At 67.5% G+C, this 18,052-nt stretch carries 1 protein-coding gene (running past one end of the window); it reads left to right on the forward strand.

Going from position 1 to position 18,052, the window contains the following annotated elements; all coding sequences use genetic code 11:
- Positions 1–18,052, forward strand: the 5' portion of a protein-coding gene (locus A3CU_RS43985; protein ID WP_043840807.1) for a preprotein translocase subunit SecA. Its footprint extends 63,599 nt past the window's final position; 18,052 of the gene's 81,651 nt are visible here — the first part of the coding sequence; the start codon lies at positions 1–3; the stop codon falls past the right edge of the window.

Below are 18,052 nucleotides of genomic sequence, written 5' to 3' on the forward strand. Positions count from 1 at the left end.
GTGTCGAACGCATGGGATGAGAGCTTCGACGCCTTCGCCACCGCGATGATCGAGTTCGCCAAGCAGGTCGACGACTTCATCAGAGACGTCAACAACTGGCTCCCCGTCCCGATCTTCCCGCCGATCTTCGAAGCGAGCGTGCACGGTCTGTTCGGTGACTACCCGAAGGCCGATATCGACAAGGTCAGGCAGGTCGTCGACCTGTGGACCAAGCACCAGGGCAACACCTACGAGTTCCAGGAAAAGGCCGGCCGGCTCGCCGGAGAAATCCAGGCCGGTTACCACGGCGACGCGTCGACCGAGTTCGGCCTGATGATGGCGGACTTCGCCAGCTCGGTGCTCAGCCTCGGCGACACGGCCGGCGACGTGAACCAGGGCGTGATCCAGTACCTGCAGAGCGTGGTGCTGACGAAGAACACCTATCAGGCCAACCTGATCGCGATGTCCTTCGAGGTCTCCCTGGCGCTGGCCAGGGCGATTCCCAACCTCGGGGAGCCGCTGCTCGAGATTCCCGGATACGTCACCGCCACGAGTTTCGCGCTGCGCAAGGCGTTCCTCAAGGCGGTCGAGGAAGTCGGCCAGATCGTCATCCGGCTCTCCATGAAGGATTTCCGCTATGTCGCCGAGCGGGGAGCACAACTCGGGACGGGCGCGTGGCGAGGACTGCTGTCCGGGGCCGGAAGGGGAGGTCGTGGCCTCGCCACCACCGGCCGTGGCGCGTGGAACGCGGCGAGGACCATGCCGGCCAGGATGCGGAATGCGCTCATTCCGGAGGGCTTCCGCATCGCATTCCGTACTCTGCCGAAAGACATCCGGCAGCTCGTCCTGCACAACTTTCGCCAGTTCGCCAGGAATGTCGCCGCCAGGCACGTGGCGAACGAGATCCAGAAGGATATCGTCCGGAACGCGGTCCGGAACGGACTGTCCCGGGACATCATCAAGCAGTTGGCCAACAAGGCCGTCACGCGGGAGATCGCTGAGCAGTCACTCGCCCGGTTCCGGAACGTGGCGCCGTCCGCGACGAGCCGCATTCCCGCGGAACTCCGGCCGGCGATCACCCATGCGGTAGAGAAGGCGTTCCAGGAAAGGGGCTTCACGGCGGCGGGGATGCTTCGCAACCGCCTGGTCGGCTACGGCGCGATGAGCGCGCTCAGGGTCGGGGTACCCACGGACCTGTACGCGCAGTTCAAGACCATGGCCGACACCGGCGGGTCCTACCATTACAACCCGGTGAACACCGCCGCCTCCGTCGTGGGCATGGGGCTCGGCGGCGCGCCGATGGCCTTCGCGGCCAGGATCCCGGGCATGATGGTCACCGGCGCCGTCGGTGGTGTGCTCGGCCACCTCGGCGCTACGGGCGTTAACGAGTTTAGTTCCGTTGTGGGGCTCACGGCCAAGGCCGACCGCGCTGCCGGCGAGGACCCGCTCAGCTGGCACACGCTGGCGAAAGCGGCCTGGGGCGGAGCCGTCGGCGGTCTACAGGAGAAGACCACCGGAGAAACGAGCTTGTCGGACGTCAAGCTCCAGTTCTCCCAGTTCGGCAACGCCGTGCACGATATCCGGCACACCGACAACATCGCGCAGTTCATCTCGCCGTCCCCGGTGACCGCACCGGCGATCGACGGGGTGGCCAACGTCACGGCGAGCACGTCGACCGGATCTCCGGCCCCCACCAGGGCGACGATCGAGGGCACTACGGCCACCCGCGGCCAGACCGCCGGTTCCGCCCCCACCACCCGCGGTTCGGAAAACGGAACTCCGACGCCCGAACGCGCACGGCCCGAGACGCAGGGGGCTGCGTCGAGCAGCAAATCTTCCGGCGGCAGCAACGAAACCACGCGGGCCACTGCGGGATCGACCGGCGAAAGCCACACCGCCGAACCGGAAACCACGCCGCGCCAGCGAACGGTGGCGGCAGCGGGCGAGACCGGTGCCGGGACGCAGAGCGATACCAAGGCGGGGCAGCAGGGTCACGTCACCGGGACACAGAACGGTTCCCTCGAGGCCGGGCGGCCTGCCAACGGTGCCACCACCGACAACGGGCGTCCGCACACCGGCGAGACGACCGGCGAAGACACCTCGAACCGCATCAAGATCACCGACCGGCGAGGCGCGGGGGAAGCGGTTCCCAGAATCGGTGAGCAGTCCAGTCACGACCCGGGGCAGACCGGCGAGCAGTCGACTCGCGACCCGGGGCAGACCGGCGAGCAGTCGACTCGCGACCCGGGGCAGACCAGTGAGCAGTCCACTCACGACTCGACACGGACCGGCGAGCACCGGGCCGAGCCGGCCACCGGCGAGGACCCCTCGAACAGGTCCACCGATCAGCGGAGTCCGGGAACCGGTGAGCAGTCCACTCACGACCCGGCGCGGAGCGGCGAGCACCGGGCCGAGCCGGCAACGTCCGAAGAGGACGGTCCCAGGGTCGGCGACCGCCAGGAGCCGGGGACCGCCGCGCCCCGGCGGTTCGGCTCGGAGGTGGAGCACAGCACGCAGTGGCCGGACGCCGCGAAGTCGGTCGCGGCCCGCGCGCTGCAGGAGTCGGCCGCTCACCTCGACGTCGACCCGGACACCGGGGTCTTCACCGTGACCTCGGCCGATGGCGCGATCGTCGAGGCCAAGCTGACCCTGGACAGCAGCCTGCCCGCCGGAACGGTGGAAGTCCGGCCCGGCCGGTTCGACGTGACCACGCAGACGGAACCCGCCGAGATCCGCATCTCCACGGCGGTCCCCTCGACCAGCCTGGACCACCTGAGCGAATCCGGCCGCGCCGCCATGGGCCAGGCGCTCGCGCACCTCTTCGCGCGCTCGCCGGTGGTCGATCCGGCCGCCGTCTCGGCGGCGCACGGGCAATCCGTCGCGCCGCGGGGCGGCGGGGAGCCGGAACGGGCGGGGACAGTCTGGCGCTCGCTGCCGCGGAGCATCCAGGTGGTCACCGGTAGTACCGAGACCGCGAGGGCAGTTGACGAACATGCCCTCAGCGAGGCCTTCGGCCGGCGACGCGTGGAAGCGCCGGACAGTACCGCCTTGCCGGACCGCCGCCGCGTGGTCGCGCTGACCGGCGACCCCGCCGAGGGCAGGGTGCTGGTCCATTACGAGGACGGCAGCCGGATCGCGGTCGAGCTCTGGACGGACTCCGGGGTCGAGCCGGGCCGGGTGGTGGCGGACGCCGGGTCCTGGCAGGTGCACGCCGACGGCACCGCGCACCAGACGCGCGAAGCGCGCATGTTCTTTCCCGAGACCGCGACACCCACCGAACTGGACAGTCTGCTCGACACCGGCCTTCGCGCACTGGCCGACGGCTTGCCGAGCCGAGGCCAGCCGCATGTCAACCTGCACCCGTCCGACTTCTTGCGGCCCGAGCCGATGGACGGTCAAATCCAGGTCCAGCAGGAGACCACGGAGCACCGCGCGGAGATAACCGGCGACGTCGAGGAGTATCTGCGCGGGCTGGGCGAGCAGGTAACCCCGATGGCCGTGCTCACCCCGTCGACGCCCACGCTGGGCGACCCCATGCCGCTGCCCCGCGGCAACGGCGAGAGCCTGCACGTGCCGGTGAGGGCCGAGTTCCTTGCTGACGGCCCCCTGGTCCGGCTGCACTACGGCGACGTGACCGTCGACGCGATCGTCCGGGTCGACCCGGACCTGCCGGCCGGGAGCTACCGGGTTCTGCGGCCGCAACTGGACGAACATGGTGCGCAGGCCACGCCCGCGATGGTCGAGCTGTCCGGGCAGGGCCCGGACGCGGCCGTCCAGCGGCGGTTCATGACCAGAGTCGTCGCCCGGCAGGCTCTGAGCGCGTTGCACCTGTCGATCGAGGGCCGGGGCATGCTGGCCGATGGTTCGGTCGGGTTCCGCCTGGACCCCAGGGTCGCGGCGGTCCGCGGCATGGTTTCGGACAGCTTGCCCGGCGCCGACGTGGTTCGCGATCCACTCGCCCCCGCCACCACCGGGCCGGCCGAGCCGGTGCGCGTTTCAGTGCGACTGCCGGGCGCGGACGACTTCCGCGCCGACGCCGAAACGCTGTTGACCGGACTGACCGAGCGGGGGTTGCGACTCGACTCCACCACGTTCGCCTGGGACCGGCGGGACCCCGGGGTCGTGACCGAATGGACCGATCCGAACAGCGGTCAGCAGTTCGTGGTGCGGCTGGAGACGCCGGAGGCGGTGGACGCCCGGCGGCACGTCGCCGGACTCGAGGGTTCGGACTACCTCGGGCGGCGCGAAATTCTGGACGGTGTCCTGGCGCCCCAGGAGGTCGAGGGGATCACGGCGCCGGACTCGGCCGGAACCCGCCCCAACGCCTGGGACTCGCCCGATGTTTTCCGCCATGAGGATCTTCCGCCGCTGGGCGACATCAGGCTGTCCGATGCCGTCCTGGACCGGGTTGTGGCGTCGCATGGACCGGAAGCCGTGGGCACCGGGGAATCCCGCATCGCGAGGACCTGGTTCGGCGAGGAGGGAAATCCGCGGCCGCTGATCCGCGAGCTCGTGAGCGATGTCGCCCGCCGTCCGGACCGGGTGGTGCACGACGACGAGAGCGGATTGTGGGTCGCCCGTGGCGAGCGCCGGGGCCTTGTCGTGGACGTGATCGTCCAGCCGGACGGCCACATCGTGTTCGCCTCGCCCGCCGAGGGACCGCACGTCGAGGCGGCCCCGGGCGGCGACCGCGGTTCCTGGATCTCGCCGCTGGTGGAAGCGGTGCACACCGCGGACGGAGCGATAGTGCTACCGGAAGCGGCCGGCTCGCCGGCCGATCTCGGCGCAGACCGGCCGTTGCCCTACACCGCCCGCCTGACCTCCGCCGACGATGTGAATACCGTGCTGCACGAACTCGGTGAGCGCGGCTTCACCCGCGTCGGCGAGACCCCGGACGGCCGGATCGAGCTGCGCCACGAGGATTCCGGTCAGACCGTCCATTTGCGACTGGAAGCTCCGGCGCCCGTGGCGGCCGGGGAGCCTTCGGTGCCGGTTCCACTTCGGACGGCCGTGAACGGCATCGACGGCGCGGCCGTCACCGCCGAGCCGGACGGGTCCACGCACACGGTCACCGTCCCGGCCGGCAGCTACGCGCGCGACGCCCAAGCCGTGGTGGACGACCTGGCGCGCCTCGGGTTCCAGCTCACGGACGTTGACGTCGCCTGGGGCCGGCAGGATGACCACGGCTGGGTCACCGAGTGGACCGAACCCGGCACCGGCCGGACACTCACGGTCCGGGTCACCACGGCGGAGGCGATCGACCACGCGCGCCGGCTCGCGGAGGTCGACGCCAAGATCGCCGAACTGCCGCGCGCCCAGCAGCTCGGACGTCTCTGGCTCGGTGCGCGCCGGCACGATCTCGTGGCGGGCACGCCCGTCCCGGACGGCGCGGACAAGCTGCGCCCGCCGGTTCGGCCCGAGGCCGAGCCAAACCCGAGCCCGGCCGCGGAGCCGGTCGCGCACGTCGTGGACGCTGGGGGGCAGGGCTGGCAGCACCCCGATCTGATGAACCATCCGGAAAGGCCGCCGCTGGACCGGATCCGGCTCGAGGACGACCGTGCCGTCCACGTTCTCGATGGTGACGGGACCGGTGGTGGACACCGCGCCGGCACCGGTAAGCCGGGCAAGTCGGAGTTTCCCCGGCGTTGGAACGACGACGAGTTCATCAAGGCCACCATCCTGGATGTCGCTGTCCACCCGGACCATGTCGAGTGGGAGGCGGAGCGGGGGAGCTGGCGGCTGACCGGTGAGCGCGACGGCGTGACGGTCGCCGTGGCTGTCCTGACCGACGGCTCGATTATCACGGCTTACCCCGAGCACGGCGACGGCGTGGTGACGAACCCATTGCCCGCTCCTGAGCGTTCCACCGACCCGGCCACGATCGCGCCCAAGACTCTCCGGCGGGTAGTGAACAAGTTCGGGCCGGACAGCCGGATGCCAGGAGTCGAGAAGTTCCCGGGCGATTGGTTCGACAAAGCGAATCCGACCAAGTTCGAGACCATCCTCACCGGCATGGTGGACGAGGGGGTGCGGGCCAACCGGCTCACGCCGAACCCGGAACGGTCCAATCAGGACTATGTGCTCGGCGACTACGATGGCACAAAAGCCGTGTTCGTCATCGACAAAGGCAACAAGATCCTGGGGGTGGAGCCCCAGCCGGGTGATCCGTCCGTAACACAGAACCCCGAGGGAGGCCCTGGTGCTGAACGAGGAACAGGTCGCGACGCGAATGGCGAACCTGGTGGAACGGTTCGCGGACCGGCTGACCCCGGCGCAGCGGGAGAGCGTGGCCCGCTATCGGAACGTGGGCGAATGGCTCCTGACCGTCCAGATGCTGCTGGGCGCGTTGAGCCGGGACAACCGGGCGATCTCGGCGAGGGAACGCGAGGAACTGCGGGAGTATCTGGCGACGTTCGCGGCGGTGACCCTGCCGGAACAGCTGAAGGCGGCCCTTCAGCGAATGACGGACAGCCTGGCGACGCTGACCGTGGTGCCGAGTCTGAGCGAGCAGGAAATGATCCAGCGGGTCAGGACACTGCCGAAGGTGTTCGGGGAGCGGATTCCGGACGAGGATCGCTGGGAACTGACGGACGCGGAGAACGCCCGGGACTGGGTGGATCTGACGGAAGCGACCGTGGCCCTGTTGCGGAGGCACCGGGTTCCGGTGACACCCGAGGAACGACAGATGCTCTGGCTGCTGCTGGACGCGATGGATCTGTCCCGCGCGACGCTGGCGAAGCTGACCGTGAGGTAGTCGCTCCTCGCGCGGTCAGCAGGGAGGAAGCTCACCAGGATCTGCTGAACGTGCTCAACGGCGAGGACCGCCAAGCCGCCGATGAGCTGTACCGGACGTACTACGACCGGCCGCGCGAGAGTGGACTCATCCAGCGAAAGTCGAGGGCCGCGACCTATCAGGGGCACGAGATCCCCCGGATCGAACGGGGCTCGGATGGTCTTTACCGGCTCAGGCCGGAGACCTCGAACTCCGTCGAGCCGTCTCACCCCGACACACCACCGGAGACCGGGGATCGCGGGACCCTGCCCGAGGCAAGCTCCGATGAGCCGATCGGGGAAAGGCCCGATTCCCAGGCGACGGCCGAGACGAATGACCCGGCGGCGGATGGGCAGACAGGCTCCGATGAGCCGGCTCACCGGCACCTGACTCCCGCGGAGCATGGCAGCCACGTGCCGGGTGTGGTCGTCGAGGGGGGCACGCGGTGGGTTCGTGATGGTGACGGTTGGTACGTGGCCGAGCATGCCCCGATCCTGGACCGGGGCCCGAACGCGGATGGGACGCGGTTTGTCGACCTGCCGGCCGGGTCGAAGGCGGTGGTGGACGGTTCGGGTGAGTTGCGGCATGTGGTGTTGCCGGACGGCGTCAGCTACGAGCGTGATCTGGCTGGCCAGTGGTCTCGGCCGCGGCACACCGAGGGTGAGCTGATCGTCAAGAAGATGGACGACCCGGTGCGGTTGGAGGTGGTCGACCCGGCCGGGGAGCGCTCGGAGGTGGTGCTTCCGGCGGAGAGCGAGATGGTGCATGACAAAGCCATCGGCGAGACGGTGGCTTACCGGCAGGTGAAGGACGCGGACGGGAGATGGTTGCCGGAGCCGCGCACGTTCCTGCCGGACGGTCGTGGTGGTTGGGTCGAGATGGACACTCCGCCGCATCCGTCGGGGTACGAGGGTTGGCTGGCGAGCGCGAACCAGGCGCATGAGGCGGCGCGGACGTTGTACGACATCGCGGCCCGTTCGGCGCCGGATGTTCCGGAGCACCTGCGGCTGAGCACCATGTCCGACGACGCTGTGAAGGCGTTGTTGCATGGTTCGCGGGATGACGCGATCGCGGCGGTCTATGAGGCGGCTCACCGTAAGGACAAGGTGGCCTTGCGGTGGACACAGATGTCGGCGTCGAACGCGTTCGCCGAGGGCAGGATCGTGAACATGGCTGCCGGTGAGGGCAAGTCGTGGCTGTTCCTGGTGGACGCGGCCCGGCAGGCGGTACGTGATGGTGTCGACGCGGTGCACGTGATCACGACGCGCGGGAACCTGGCGGATCGGGAGCTCGAGCACTACCAGCAGTTGCTGGAACCGCTGGGTTTTGATGTGCACCGGATGAACCCGGACGACCCGCCGCCGGCGCCGGCGGATGGCCGGCCGGCGATTTATATCGGGACCAGTCAGGATGTGGGCTTCACGTTACTGAAGAAGGACGTGATTCCGGGGCAGAGTGCCGACGGTCGCATGGTGATCGATGCCAGTGTGGATGAGATCGATGAGGCGTTCGTCTATTCGAACACGCAGTACATCATCAGTGAGGGCGCGGGGAACCTGGCGCCGGAGCATGTGGCGGCACCGGTGCGGTCGGCGAGGAAATTCCTGACCGAGCAGCTGGCCAGCGGACGGCTCACGGAGGCGGATTTCGGTCGCCAGCCGGGGCAGCGTGGTGGGCCGGCGGTGTTGACCGAGGCGGCCAAGGCCAAGGTCGAGCAGATCCTCCTGGAGAGGGGTCTGTCGCATGAGGACATCGCGAAGCGGATTGAGAAGCTGGACATGGCGGCCACCGCGCAGTGGGAATACGTCGAAAACGTGCACTACGTCCGGCACCTCGACAAGATTTACATCATCGATCAGACCACCCATGAGGTCATGTACGACCCGGAGACCTCCAGTGAAAGCCGGTGGAACGGGGGTTTGGCCCAGGCGATCGAGGCCAAACACGGTCTACCGATCCGGGATGACCCGGCCACCAGCAAGAGTGTCACCGCCCAGCAGTTGTATGCCCGGGACGTCTATCACCGGGTGGTGGGCGCGTCGGGGACCGCGTCGGGCAAGGGCGAGTTGTTCGGCCGCCAGGGCCTGTCCGATCAGATCACCGACATTCCGCGGTACTACGAATCTCGCCTGATCAGAATCGGTGACCACGACGGTACCTATGTCAGCGCCGACGAGGGCGCGAAGGTGCGCTTGGCTGCCGAGCACATCCGCGACATGCAAGCCACCACCGGGCAACCGCAGTTGATCATCGCCCCCCGCAACGATCTGGTCCCCGCGACCTCCGAGCAGCTGGACGCCTTGGGCGTGAAGCATGTCGCGATCCACGCCAAGTGGTTCCTGGACCAGGGCACCAACCGGGAGGCCGCGTTCAAGGAGGTCGCCAAGGCGGCCGGGGAAGTCGGCGCCGTCCTGGTGATCAACATGCAGGGTGCCCGCGGCTTCGACGTCTCCCTCAGCAACGCGGCCAAGGCCCTCGGTGGGCTGCACGTGCGGGTCCTCGGCCACTCCGACATATCCCGCGATATCGACATCCAGGCCGAAAACCGCGCCGCCCGCAGCGGTGACCCCGGCAGCGTGAGCTACTACATCTCCCCCGACGACGACGCGTTCCAACTGTCCCACAACCCCGACGTGCAACTCGCCGTCATCCAGTACACCGACGCCCACACCGCCGACCAAGCCAACTCCACCTCCGAAACTCGCACCAATCTCGACCGAGCCGAACAAGACCTGCGCGATCTCGTCCCTGGCCTGCAAACCAAGGCCGAGGAAAATCTCGGCATCCACCACGACACCACCACCGCGCAACCCAACGCCCCGCCGACCGCTACCTCAACCCCGACCACAACTTCCGATACCCACGAACCACGACCTGAGCAACGACCACCCAGCTCGGCCGGCCACCCCATCGGTACCCACGACCCGGCGAATCAAGATCTGTCCGATTTAGACAGTGAGCAGGAGCCGCTGGCGCCGGACACCCCGGGGGAACCGCCCGCCGCGCCGAAGCCGGATGCTTCCGTCGAGCCGGAGCTGAAGCCGGATGTTCCGGTGGGCGAGCGGTCTGCTGCGCCTGAGCAGGGGGTCGGCTCGGCGCCTCATGGCACTCCGGACTCGTCCGTTGTGCAAAACGCGGACTCCGACGCGTCATCGTCCGGAGAACAAAGCTTGCCGCACGGGGAAAGGGTCTCCCCGGAGCGGACCGGTGATGGTCTGGAACCGGCCTCCAGAGGGGAGGTTAACGAGGCCGCTCCGGACACGTCCACAACGGACAACGCCCCCGCTCGCGTGCCGTCGGTCGAAGACCACTTGCGGACGATCGAGGAGCAAATCGCGCGTGTCGCCGAAGATCCCGCGCTGGCCGCACATGCCGAGCGACTCGCGGGCTTGCGGGACCGGGCCCATGCGCTCGCCGGTCAGCCTGATGCGCATGCGTCGAGTCGGGATCTCGGCATCGACAGGCTGGCGAACCTGCGCGACCAACTGCGCGACTTCAGTCATGAGCTCTCCGAGTTCTGGGCAGCGCTCAACGCCGATGAGAAGGCGCTCCTGACCAGCCTGGGCTTCGAACCGTCCAGTTGGGACGCTCTCGACCGGGCGGCGCTCGTAGTGATCGGCCAGGACGAGCCGGTGTCGCCCGGTCGGCTTGTGGGGGTGCGCCGCTTCAGCCCGGCGATGGTCTTCCGGCAGTCCCGTGGCTTGCGGGACTTCGCCGGCACGGTCGCGGACCGGGTGGCGCAGGGGCCTGCTCAAGCGGTGAAGCGGGCCAGGGCTGATTATGCGCTGGCTTTGGGGGCGATTGATGAGGACGAGTCTTATTTGCCTTGGGTGGCGCAGCGGCTTGGTGAGCTGACTGATCAGCCTGTCGATGCTGAGCCGGTTGTGAGTGCGCTTGCGACGGTTTATCAGTTGACCGAGGGCGAGGTCCTGGCGCTGGTTTTGGAGCCGCGTGGTGTGGTTCAGAAGCGTGCTGTGACGGTTCCGCCGCCGGCGATCGCACGGGAGTTGACCGGTCAGGGTGCCGAGATCACTTTGCGTTTGGTCGGTGAGCGGCGGGAGCGGCTTTTGGCTGCGGCTGATGAGGCGGCCGGCCGGGTCGAAGAGGTGGAGCGGGACTGGGCCGAGGCTCGGGATGAGGCGCTTCGGGAGGTTGAGCAGGAGCACGGCAGGGCCCTCGAGGCTGGTCTGCCGCGGTGGGCGGCTGATCAGGTGGTGTCGTCGGCGCGGGATCGGATTGTTGATGAGGGCACTCGGCCGAGGTTCGACCCGAAGCCGGATGACCCGAAGCTGACGGAGTCGTTCGGGTCGACGGGTCGGAGTGCCCGGAATTTGGTGGGGGTCCGGCGTGAGCTGGTGAGAGCGGTGCGGCTTGCGGAGCCTCCGCGTCGGGATGCTGAGCGCGAGTACCGTGTCGCGGCGGCGGAGCTTCGGTTGGCGCGGTCGAGGGTGGCTGGCCGTAAGACTTCGGTGTCTGCTCTGTTGCGAAGCTCGGGTGGTGGCGAGGTCGCCGGCAACGTGGCGACGGCCCTTGACTTGCCGGTCCGGTATGTGACTGCTCGCCGGGCGACGGGGGAAGCCACGGCCGCTTCGTCTGCTGGTGGGAGTCTGTCTGAGCGGTTGCGTGCGGCCACCGACCGGGTCAGGGAGGACGAGGCCCGGCTGGAGCGCGCGATCATCGGCTTCCTGGTGGCCGAACAGGAGCGGGACAAAGCTCACCAGGACTACCTGGCAGAACTGAATGAGGTGATCGTCAAGGCAAGCGATCAAGGGGTCTCGCTGGGGGAGATTTCCCGGCGTACCGGCTTGACCTACGCCGAGGTCACCGAGATCGCGCGCCGGGTGGTCAGCCCGGGTACCTCCGAGACTCCGCCGCGGTATCGGCTTCCGGTGGTGGATGCCGTGCTCGAGTCGCGGGCGTTTTTGGCGCGTGCTGGGCGTCGCGTGTTCGGCATCAGCGCGATCATCCCGGACGTAGCGGAGTTGATCCGCTTCTTTGATTCGTTGGATCCGGATGATCCGGCCTCTTTGCAGGCGTTGTTGGATAAGGGTGTTTCGCCGCGCACGGCTGAGGCGCTGTTCCGTAATCGCTTGTCTACCAAGCATATGAGTGACGGCCACCACCATTTGCTTAGTTATGCGTTGGAACGAAAGACCTATCTCGGTGTTGGTAATGAGGAGTCGGAGCGGTCCCGGCTGGCCGAGGTGATGAGGTGGCTGAAGAACGAGCCGACGCGGAGCCTGGCCGAGAAGCAGTTGCGGTATCGCGAGGAGCTCGGTGACGAGGGCCGGATTTTGTATTCGGCGATCCGTGAGCGGGCGTTCGGTTTGGCGGCGGCGGGTGGTGCGACGTATTACGGGTTGATCAATGGTCTGCGGGCTGGCCTGATTGATAAGAAGCATGTGTTGGAGATGCAGGGCAAGCTCGCGGACGTGTTGATGTTCAAGATGTATCGCGAGCTGCCGCCGGATGTGCGGTGGCGGGCGGATATCGGGGTGGTCGGCACCCGGATGGATATTCCGGGCGCGTTTGGCTATGACCTGTTGACGGTGATGTTGGGTTTCACGAGCGGTGCTGAGCAGACGGCGGATAAGGAGGCGGTCGGGCAGCTGCTGGGGGATGAGGCCAACACGATCTACAGCCGGGCCTGGATCGCTCATCTTCAGCGGACGGTGGCCGCTGCGGTGCAGATCAAGAAGGACTTGGACGATCGCCGGTTCACCGAGGAGGGGGACGCGGCGCTGGCGAGGGACCTGGTGGTCGCGGATGGGCTGTCCTCGATGGACCAGGTCCGTTTCCTCGAACGCTTGGTGGAAAACGGCGACGCGTTGCGGGCGTTGTTGCGTGCGGTGGGCCGCGACAAGCTGGCGGAGAGCCTGCCCGAAAGCGTCCCGGAGATGTTCAATCCGCATTTCCTGGAGAAGATGCGGGCGAATCGCGAAACCGGTCAGATGACGCTGCTGCATCACGACAACGGATGGGCGAGGGTCGGCCTGAACGGGTTGTTCGAGTCGGGGGCGCCGGATGAGCGTGGTCTGATGCCGATGATGGCGTTGCTCGAGCACCATCCGGAGTTCCGGAACAACCACTTGACGTGGGCGCATCTGGGGGTAGGTAACTGGACGACGCTGACGGTTGATCACCTCGACCGGCTGGATTTGATGTTGGAGAAGTTCCCGGGGTTGAACTACGACTTTTCGTGGACGCCGCTGGGACAGTACATGGATGAAGATCCCGCGGTGTTCGAGCGGTTCATCGAGTTCGCGGCCAAGCATCAGGACCGGTTGTTGTTCGGATCGGATGGCATCAGTCAGATGCCCAGTGCGCAGATGTTCCGGCACTGGACGGAGATGGAGCCGGTCTTCGTCGCCATCATGGAACGTTACCCCGACGGTGCGGAGATCGTTTACAAGCTCGGTGGCGGTAACTACGTCAAGGCTCTGACGGAATCCGAGCGAGCGAGTAATCAGCGGTTCGTCGACGAGTATTTCTCCGATCACCACGACGCGTGGGTCGAGGTCTTTTCGGAATTGCCGGAGTCCTTCCAGCAGGAGTTCCACGAGCGGGCGCGGCGGTTGCGACAGTTCTTCGAGCCCGATCCTTCTCGTGCTGTCGGTCCCGGGGTGGGTCCGGAGGAGTGGCAGGGGGATTGGCGGCGTAATCCGCAGATCCAGTCCTCGATCAGGGCGCACAAGATTGTCTATGGCGATTTCGGACGCGTCGCGTCCGCCGATGTTGTGCGTTCCGACGCCATGGCGAAGATCCGCAAGTCGGTCACCGATTATTGGCAGAACCGTCGGGAACGCGGCGGGTTGCGTCCGGTGGACACGGCCGATGATCTGGGCCTGCCGGTCACGGTGCAAGCCTTGGCTTCGGCGCATTATGCGTTGCAAGCGTCTGAAGGGCTCTCGCCTGAGGAGCGGCAGGAACTGGTCGAGCGCGTGTATCGCGATGTCGAGGACACCGAGCGTGGTCGTTTCGCTTCCGACGCTTCGCAGAATGAGTTGCGTAAGTTCTGGCGCCGGCGTGCCGTCGTCGGCTGGACCACGGTCGGGGCCACCGTGGCGACGGGGGTGACGGCATATGCGATGGGAAGCGTCCCGGCTCTGACGCCGGGCGCCGTCGCACTAGCGAGCGGCCTTCAGTTCGTGGTGCGGTCGGTGCTGTCGAACATCAAGAACGCGCATACGACGGAGTTGCGGGTCACTACCGAGTCGCTCATGGAACGGGAGCGCGTCGACTTCGAGGTGGTCAACCGGCTTGCGAAGATGTTCAAGAAGCTGCTGATCCACGACATCAGTCCGGGTGGGAAGAAATTCCGCGAACGCTTCGCGGAGCACGCCACAGAGGTGATGCAGGACATCCAGAAGAAGACTACGCAGTTCGCTATCGACTATCTCGCCACTATCCATTTCAGACTGCCGAGTGGTGTTACCGCCTGGAGCCGGCGGGTCTGGGCGAACATGTTGTTCTCCCGGTGGAAGGACTACGTCAACCGGCTGGCCGGCGGGACGGTCGACTCGATCAACCGCCTGAATCCGCAGGCCGGGAAGCTCGGGCGTTTGTTCAACACGACCGTGGCCCTGACCTGGGTGGGGCATCTCCTGGTCCATCTGTATCAGGTGCTTACCCAGACCGGTTTGGCGCAGTGGGTGTCGGCGGGCTATCTGCCGGTGGACGCGATTTTCGCCGCGACCACCCTGCCCGCGATCTGGTCCGCCTACGACAAGGCCGTGGGCCCCGGGCTGCGCAAACTGCACAACATCGGTTTCCCCGTTCTGACCCTGGCCAACGCCGCACTGACTGTTCAGTACATCGCCGCCGGCCACTGGTTGCAGGCGGTCTCCGCGGTCAGCCTCACCGCGGGCACTGCCGTGCTGTCGAGGATGGGCATCAATATCGAGCTCAAGCGAGGGCGTGACTCCGCGAAGAAGGGGCCTGGCGCCATGTATGTGGCGCAAAGCGCTCTGCAGGGCGTCGGGTTGATGATGCTGAACCAGTCCCCGGAGATGATGGCGGCCGGGACGACGCTGGCGTTGTCGGGCCCGGCTATCTACCTCGCCCGTGGGGCCTGGAAGCGCTACCGCGCGCTCCGGCCGGCACCACGACACTCCTTCTACGAAGGCGACGCGCCACAACGCGCCCAACACCCCGAACTCACCGCAGCACCAGACACCAAACCAGACCACAACAACCCCCAACCCACCACGGCCCCGGAGACAGGGCCGAAGCGCCGTGTGGACCTCAAGGCGGCATTCGACGAGATCCGTCGGAGCATGCTCAACCAGATCCCGGCGGACTTCAACCCGGACATGGCCGACCCGAGCAAGCGGAACGAGGAGCTGCAACACAAGTTCGCCCAGGTTCTACAAGAACACGACACCAGGGCTTCGAAGGCCGGGGAACAAAGCGAGGAGCAAAGCCGGCCGCGCGGGGAAAGGGTCTCCACAGACACGACTATCGCTCGCGTGCCGTCGGTCGAAGACCGCGTGCGGACGATCGAGGAGCAAATCGCGCGTGTCGCCGGAGATCCCGCGCTGGCGGCACATGCCGAGCGACTCGCGGGATTGCGGGACCGGGCCCATGCGCTGGCCGGCGTGCTTCCCGATCGGCCGTATGTTTACGTGTCGAGCCGGGATCTCGGCATCGACGGGCTGGCGAACCTGCGCGATCAACTGCGCGACTTCCGCCATGAGATCGGCGAGTTCCGGGCAGCGCTCAGCGCCGATGACAAGGAGTCCCTGACCCGCCTGGGGTTCGATCCGTCCACTTGGGACCTTCTCGATCCGGCCGCACTGGCCGAGGCCGATGTCTCCTTGGACGCCTACGGGCACCTACGGCCGTTCAGCCTGCTCGCGCTGGTCAGCTTGGTCGAACGGTACGCCCCGGCCGAGCTCACCGGCGACCGGCTGCTGGAGCGGACCTTCGACTTCCGGTTCCGGCTGGAGGTCCGCGACGACGATTTCCGGCCCCGAAGCGGTTGGTACGCGGTAAGCCTCACCGGCGCGCTGGATCGGGGCATGCAGGTGATACTCGCCGACGACCGGTCGAGGCAGCGGATATCGGACGTCGCCGCCCGCTTCGTCGGTGAGCTCGCGGTCGCCTCGGCGGATCTCGCCGCGCTGGTCGATCAAGCGAGGCCGGTGGCGACTTCGCTTGTCGACCTCGAGCGTCGTCGCGACCGTGCGGTGCTGACCAGCGCCCTCGACGCACAACGCGCGTTCATGCGCCGCTACGCCGACGAAGCCGGTCAGGTGTTCCTGACGCCGTCCAATGTCTGGTTGCAGCACGCGAACTCCGGCGAACTCGACGACCAGATCGCCCGGCAGGTCCTCCGCGGCGGTGGGCTGAACCTAACCGCCGATGCGGGCACCCGGTCCTTCTTCGCGGCGAGGGCACGAGGAACCGAACTGCGCGACGGAGAGTTCGTCCGGCCGGAAGTGATCACAGCAGGGCTGGACGTGATCGCCGAAGCGGTGATGCGTGCCGAGCTCGAGTTCGGCTATCGCGACGACGGCGGCCTGCTGTCGCCGTGGGTCATGGGTGAGCTGAACCAGGCGATCGCCGAGCTCGCCGGAATCGTGCGGGAGCTCGGTCGCCCTCCGGCGACCGTGCGCGAGCTGGCCCCGTTGCTCGGCCGACTGCACACAGCGGTGGCGCGGGTCCGGGACACCTACGCCTGGTATAAGGGTGACCTCGCGTCGAATGTCGAGGTGACCGAGCGGATCGACGACTTCGTTCCGGCGGTGGACATCTTCGCCTGGGACCCGCTCAGCCTCAGCCTTCTGACGGACTTCCGGGTCGGTGAGGAAACGAGTGTGTGGGCTCGTGCCCTGGCCGCGGCCACGGTCGTGGCGTACGCGAACAGGCGCGACGAGCTGGGTGAACCGCCCACCGCTTTCTTCGCGCTGTTCGAGGATTCCGCCCTGCCCGCGCCGCACGACGTGGCGGATTACTTCGAGGGCTTGACGGATGACGACGGTCGCCGCCTGGTGGGTGCGGACGACGCGCGGTACGCCGAGGCGATGGCCGCCATCGGCCATCGCGACCTGGTGAACGACCGAGACCTGTCCATTCTGGATCTGGCCGGGCGGTACTTCGAAGACGGTTTACGCGCGTTGGGCTGGGAGCAGTCCCTGTCCGAAATCAACGCCCGCGAAATGATGCGGGTCATTCTCGCGCGGGCCACGTCACCCGCCGGACGGCTGGCCGCGTTCTATCTCCAGCCGCATGCCATGCATGCCGCGGCGATGCGGGAGCTGTTGTCGTTCCTGCCGGACGCCGACGTCGACCTGAGCTGGCGTGATGACCACACCCGCCGGGTGGGACTCACCGAAGAACAGCGGCGACTGCTCGAAACCTACCCGCGGGACATCGCCGCCAACCTGGTCGACGCCCATGGCGAACGGGCGCTCGCGGTCGCCGCGGCGGCACTCGGGGAGCCCGGGAGCGACGCCGCGGCGTTCGGCCCGCCGGTGGATCCGCGGATCGCCGCCGTGCAACGGGACGTCGAGGCGCTTGGCGACCCCGGCTCCATCCCCGGCCGGGCGCTGGACGCGGTGGCGGCTGAGTCCGCCCTGCTGCCGCCCGGCGACGAGAACCTCGCGCGTCGGCTGGAACTGGTCCGCCGGAGCGCGCTCAGGCTGTCCCAGTTGGACATCCAATGGGAAGAGCAGCCGTCGGATCCCTTGGACGCCTATCGGCACGCGACCTGGGAAGTACGCTCGCTGAGCGAGGACATCGAGCGGTACGTCGAGGCCAGGACTCCGTCCGTGGGCGACGACGCGACCGCCAGGAGCACTTTGCGGGCGTTGCGGGAGACCAGCCCGCTGAATCCGGAGAACCTGAAGCGTCCGATCGGCGGAGAGGACGGCAAGCCTTTCGTGCTGTCCGCCTTGGTCAGCGCGCACCATCTCTACGACGAGATCTCCCACGGAAGCCGCTTCGCCGGCGATCCGGACGCGCTGCCGTCGATGTGGGCGAGCGACCTTCCGCCGGGCCTGGCGTGGATCGACGGCATGACGGCCGAGGAAATGACGCTGCTGCCGTTCGCGAACGTCGTCGCCATGAACGACCACGCGGTCCGCGAGGCGTTCGGGGACGAGGCCCCGATGTTCCGGTTCGTGCTGGACTCCGGCGCTCCGGCCTACTGGAGCGTGCGGACGAACCGGCTGCTGGTCGCGGCGGACGCCACCATTGGCGACCTACTTGAATTCGGGTTCCAAGCGCTGGCGAACCGCGTGCTGGACAAGGAAGGTGAGTTCTTCGGACTGTCCGAAGTAGAATTCGGGCAGGCTGCCT

Source organism: Amycolatopsis taiwanensis DSM 45107 (assembly GCF_000519205.1).
GTDB classification, from domain to species: domain Bacteria; phylum Actinomycetota; class Actinomycetes; order Mycobacteriales; family Pseudonocardiaceae; genus Amycolatopsis_E; species Amycolatopsis_E taiwanensis.